Source organism: Coriobacteriia bacterium, from assembly GCA_013336165.1.
Lineage (GTDB): Bacteria > Actinomycetota > Coriobacteriia > Anaerosomatales > JAAXUF01 > JAAXUF01.
Genome location: JAAXUF010000023.1, coordinates 1 through 4,196, shown reverse-complemented (window position 1 = coordinate 4,196; position 4,196 = coordinate 1). Strand labels below are relative to the sequence as shown.

Below are 4,196 nucleotides of genomic sequence, written 5' to 3'. Positions count from 1 at the left end.
GAAGAGACTCAACACCCGACCGAGAAAGCGACTGGGCTTCAAGACACCGGAGGAATGCTATGTCTAAGCATGGTCGTCGTGAGCACCCGCGTCAGAGCAGGTGTTGCATTTCAAACTTGAAGTCAGGTGGACCGCGACGCTAACATCCGGCCTCAAGACGCACCAAGAGAAGGCTAAGCGCAGGATCAATCTCACCGGCATACCGGCTGGCAATCTCTTCCCCACGAACGCGCGCCGCCTCGAAAGCCGAAGAGTCCCAGAGTCCACGCTGAGCCAAGCTTGGTATCGCATCTAGGTCATCCGAGACCACCGCGAGTGTGCCGAACGCGTCTGGATCGAACACCTCCGCTTGAGCGACTAGCCGGCCGAGTTCCTGCAGCGCGTCTAGGCGATCGAGTGACCCATCCAAGACGCCCGACGCGAGTTCCGCGAGCCGCCCGTCAAATTCGCCGCCCACAAAGCCCCCTATCCGATTTCCTCCAAGAAATTGCCGTCGATCTCTGCCGCACGATAGGGACCATCGCCATCAGCATCAATCTGAGGCACATCGAACTGCACAAAGAAGAATCGCAGCGCACCCTGACGCCCGACTACCGTGCGAGGCCAGCCCGGTTGGTCTATGACCACGCCGAGCGCGCCACAAGCCCAATGATAGTCGGAACGGATTCGAACCCGTGTTCCGATTGCGTAATCCATGAAGCGGGCCGACCTCCGTTCCATCTAACGTCCAGCGAATGAGCAGACGCGCATCCGCTTGCTTGTCATTCTAACTCCTGGCGTTCTGCTCGATTCGCTTGTTAGACACCACTCGCATTCAGGTTGCCGCAATCCCCTTGGGCACAGGGTTCGCTGCCGCCCACTCGAAACGACCCCTGAAGTCAGCGTCGCTACCCTCGATAAACTCCTGGCCGAAACGCTCTATGTCAGAACGAAGGTGCCGGAATCCGTCCAGTGGGTCACTGGAGAAGCCCGGATACTCGCTTTCTGCACGGCGACCAAGCGAGCGCATGTACTCCGAATGAGCGAGACAGAGGCCATCGGTTGAGTAGGTGACCAGTCCGAGTGAGTACCTGAAGTGCAACTCAAGTGAACGGTTCCCGCGCACGAATGATCCGCTGGCGAAGTTGCCGCCGCTGCTTTCACCTTCACGTGCGGGCACGAAGACGAAGCCCCATGGAACGAGAGCCGGCTCGAGGATGAGTTGGCCTGCGGCGAGAGCCTCACGTGCGTCCATGGCACCTCCCTGTGTGTCTAACGTCTGGCAAATGAGCTGCGTCCACCTACGATTGGGATGGTACCAGCTTTCGAAGCCAGCTCGATTTGCTTGTTAGCACGCGGTTTTCACCCCGGATTCCACGAGTGGCAGTCTGCTCACGCCTTCCAAGCCTTCCAACCACAGTGCGCCAACACAGTTCCGAGACTTCCAGCCAAGGCTGACATCCGGGGGCGTGCGGCAGCTGCGAATGACAAAAGACGCTGGCTGGTCGATCGGACTCATACCCGAGCCAAACGATCAGGACCCCCGCCTTCTTTGCTTGCCTACCCGACGATGATGCGACCCGCGGTTCGCTAACCTGTCGTGCTAACGTCTGACGTTTGAGCAGCGGACGTGCCGCTTTCGAAAGAGTAGCGCTTTCGCCGTCTGCTCGAAACGTTTGTTCGATGAGACGCGTCGAGCCCAAACACCGCGGTCCACTTCATGCACGGAAGACCTCACCACATGCGCGACACCAGCGTGAAGGCGCTGCCGCATGCCAGCGCGGTGGCCATGCTAGCCCACAGATAGCGAGCGATACGCATGATCCCATAGCCACCAACCTCGCCAGTCTCCCAATCGGGTGCGGTGATTGCGACGGGTGCCGCGGCAGGATATCGCCAGTAGATGCCGGCTAAGAACACGCCAGCAAAGAGACCAAGACCCAGTTCGATGACACCGGAACCCGGCGCAATCATCGCCGAAACGGCCGAAAGCGCCGTAGAAACGACCGCAGCTACCGCCCCTAGCCGCAAAATGTCTGCGGGGCGCGTCGAAATCGAGGCGGCGCAACCAGTCTTCGCAGCAGCCCGAAGCCGAACCGCGAGAAATCCTTGATGCAGACGTACGACGATTCCGACGAGAGCCGCGACGAACAGCAGTGTGTACACGAGTGTCACGATGTCTCCCCTTCATCGTTCCATCGAACGTCTGGTGTTTGAGCTGCGAGCGTAGCGCTTTCAGAGAGCGACGACTATCTGCGAGTCAGCTCGAAACACGTGTTAGAACGGACCCCGGCTCAGGCTGCAGTTCCCGCCCATGGCCGAATCTTGTCGAGTTCCCCTGCCAACCGCTCATGAGCGACTTCCGTGTCATAAGCAACCTGGGCACGCAGCCAGTACCCCTCCGAGAGTCCGAAGAAGCGGGACAGACGCAGGTCCGTGTCAGCCGTGATCGCACGTCTACCGGCCACGATCTCACCGATGCGCTGCGCCGGGACCCCGATCTCCTTGGCGAGACGATACTTCGAGATGCCCATGGGAAGCAGGAACTCCTCGAGCAAGAGCTCGCCTGGTGTCACGGGTGCAAGTGCAGTTGTCATCATCATCACCTTCTAGTGGTAGTCCAAGATCTCAACGTCTTCGGGTCCGGCGGCGGTCCAGCGAAAGCAGACACGATACTGGTCGTTGATCCGAATGCTGTGCTGGCCTTGTCGATCACCCTTGAGCGCCTCGAGCCGATTGCCGGGCGGCACCCTCAAGTCGTCAAGTTGACCGGCGATCTCGAGTTGCCGCAATTTTCGACGAACAACGGACTCGAAGGCGACGAAACGCTTGACGCGCTGGCCGCCTGCGAGAGCTGCTGTGTCGGTATCACGGAACGAGATGATCATGGCAAGAATGATAACGTCGTGCGTGAATAACGTCAAACGTTATTCACGCGTAACAACCTCAGACGATTTGTGGGTCTCGTTCTAACGTCTGAGGCATGAGCAGACGCGCATAACCTCTCCGGTCAGTTTACCTCTTGGCGTTCTGCTCGATGCCTTTGTTAGCCACGTGAGGCATCATCCGGCTCATCTGGAAGCTGCGCATCGTGCCAGACCGCTACGACCCATACGGCATCCTCGCGCACCCGGTAAAAGAAGCGATACGGCGGCACAATGACCTCCCGGAAAGGAAGGTCGGGGAACTCCGGCAGCACGCGACCCGACTCCGGAAAGTCCTTGAGCCGACGAAGCGCAGCCTCTGAGCGCTCGCGCACCGCCCAAGCTGCCGCGGGACTGTCTTGGCGGATGTAGGCCAGTGCCGCGAGGAACTGCTCACGCGCCGATGGGGTGAAAAGAACTCTCACGACGCCTGCGCCTGATTAAGCAGCGCGTCCGCATCAGCAAACACCGAATCAAGATCGTGACCCACACCGGCCTCAATCTCGACCTCGCCGCGCGCGAGCAGCTTCAAGATTTCGAGCTCGTGTTGAGTGCGCTCATAGACCTGTGCGCTCACAAGCACGGCCGAAGCTCGACCTCGCTGGGTGACGAAGACCGGTTTGCTCGAAGCTGCTGCCCTCTTGATGACGCCGGCAGCGTCCTGACGCAGATCCGAGATGGGAATGATGTTGGGCATCGTATTCATGAATGGTACCTCCTTTGGCACCACCAACAGTACCACCAACAGCTTCGTACCGCTAGCATCCCACTGTGGCTAACGTCTGGCAAATGAGCTGCGTCCACCTACGATTGGGATGGTACCAGCTTTCGAAGCCAGCTCGATTTGCTTGTTAGCTTGCGGTCTTCAACCCGGATCAACCGGCCACAGTCTGCACACGCGCCCCCGCACAACCGTTCCTGTCGCCAACGCTGACACCAAGGGCGTGTGGCAGCTGTGATGCGCAAAGAACGCTTGCACGTCACCGGCGCCGACACACTGGGCCAAAGCGACCAGGATGCGAGTGCGCCCTTTGCATGGCTTCCTCTTTGCCGATCTGCCCGCGAGGAGCGACCTGTCAAGCTAACGTCTGACGTTTGAGCTGCGAGCGTAACGCTTTCAGAGCGAGACGACTATCCGCGAGTCAGCTCGAAACGTTTGTTAGGCAGCGCGAATTCAGATACTAAACGCAACACCCCCACCGGAGGGTGGGGCGATCTGGGACACTTCAGGTTCCTCCCTACCGCCAAGCAAAGGGGAACCGATGCATGCCCAGATCACCCAAGAGGAACGAT

The 4,196-nt window shown here is 59.3% G+C and carries 8 protein-coding genes; all 8 read right to left on the bottom strand.

Annotation, left to right across the window (positions count from 1 at the left end):
• Positions 1 to 139: 139 nt before the first annotated feature.
• The 8 genes from HGA39_09725 to HGA39_09690 all read right to left on the bottom strand — a co-directional run bounded on the left by HGA39_09725 (position 140) and on the right by HGA39_09690 (position 3,609).
• Positions 140 to 457, bottom strand: a complete 318-nt coding sequence (locus tag HGA39_09725; protein NTW29621.1) for a hypothetical protein — start codon at positions 455 to 457, stop codon at positions 140 to 142.
• An 8-nt stretch (positions 458 to 465) separates the two neighbouring features.
• Positions 466 to 696, bottom strand: a complete 231-nt coding sequence (locus tag HGA39_09720) for a hypothetical protein (GenBank protein ID NTW29620.1) — start codon at positions 694 to 696, stop codon at positions 466 to 468.
• 118 nt (positions 697 to 814) lie between these two features.
• Positions 815 to 1,234 (bottom strand): hypothetical protein, encoded by a 420-nt coding sequence (locus HGA39_09715; protein ID NTW29619.1) that lies wholly within the window; start codon positions 1,232 to 1,234, stop codon positions 815 to 817.
• Between the two features lie 479 nt (positions 1,235 to 1,713).
• Positions 1,714 to 2,154, bottom strand: a complete 441-nt coding sequence (locus HGA39_09710; protein ID NTW29618.1) for a hypothetical protein — start codon at positions 2,152 to 2,154, stop codon at positions 1,714 to 1,716.
• Positions 2,155 to 2,273: 119 nt separating this feature from the next.
• Positions 2,274 to 2,576, bottom strand: a complete 303-nt coding sequence (locus tag HGA39_09705) for a HigA family addiction module antidote protein (GenBank protein NTW29617.1) — start codon at positions 2,574 to 2,576, stop codon at positions 2,274 to 2,276.
• A 12-nt stretch (positions 2,577 to 2,588) separates the two neighbouring features.
• A complete protein-coding gene (locus HGA39_09700) occupies positions 2,589 to 2,867 on the bottom strand; it encodes an excinuclease ABC subunit A (protein NTW29616.1) in 279 nt (92 codons plus the stop codon).
• 158 nt (positions 2,868 to 3,025) lie between these two features.
• Entirely contained in the window at positions 3,026 to 3,328 is a 303-nt protein-coding gene (locus tag HGA39_09695) for a type II toxin-antitoxin system RelE/ParE family toxin (protein NTW29615.1), read from the bottom strand.
• Positions 3,325 to 3,609, bottom strand: coding sequence for a type II toxin-antitoxin system Phd/YefM family antitoxin (locus tag HGA39_09690; protein NTW29614.1), 285 nt, complete (start codon positions 3,607 to 3,609; stop codon positions 3,325 to 3,327). Before HGA39_09690 ends, HGA39_09695 begins: the two co-directional genes overlap by 4 nt.
• Positions 3,610 to 4,196 lie beyond the last annotated feature (587 nt).

Coding starts and splice junctions, on each gene's coding strand:
- HGA39_09705 (NTW29617.1), bottom strand. CDS start 2,576: ATGACAACTGCACTTGCACCCGTGACACCAGGCGAGCTCTTGCTCGAG.
- HGA39_09715 (NTW29619.1), bottom strand. CDS start 1,234: ATGGACGCACGTGAGGCTCTCGCCGCAGGCCAACTCATCCTCGAGCCG.
- HGA39_09720 (NTW29620.1), bottom strand. CDS start 696: ATGGATTACGCAATCGGAACACGGGTTCGAATCCGTTCCGACTATCAT.
- HGA39_09700 (NTW29616.1), bottom strand. CDS start 2,867: ATGATCATCTCGTTCCGTGATACCGACACAGCAGCTCTCGCAGGCGGC.
- HGA39_09690 (NTW29614.1), bottom strand. CDS start 3,609: ATGAATACGATGCCCAACATCATTCCCATCTCGGATCTGCGTCAGGAC.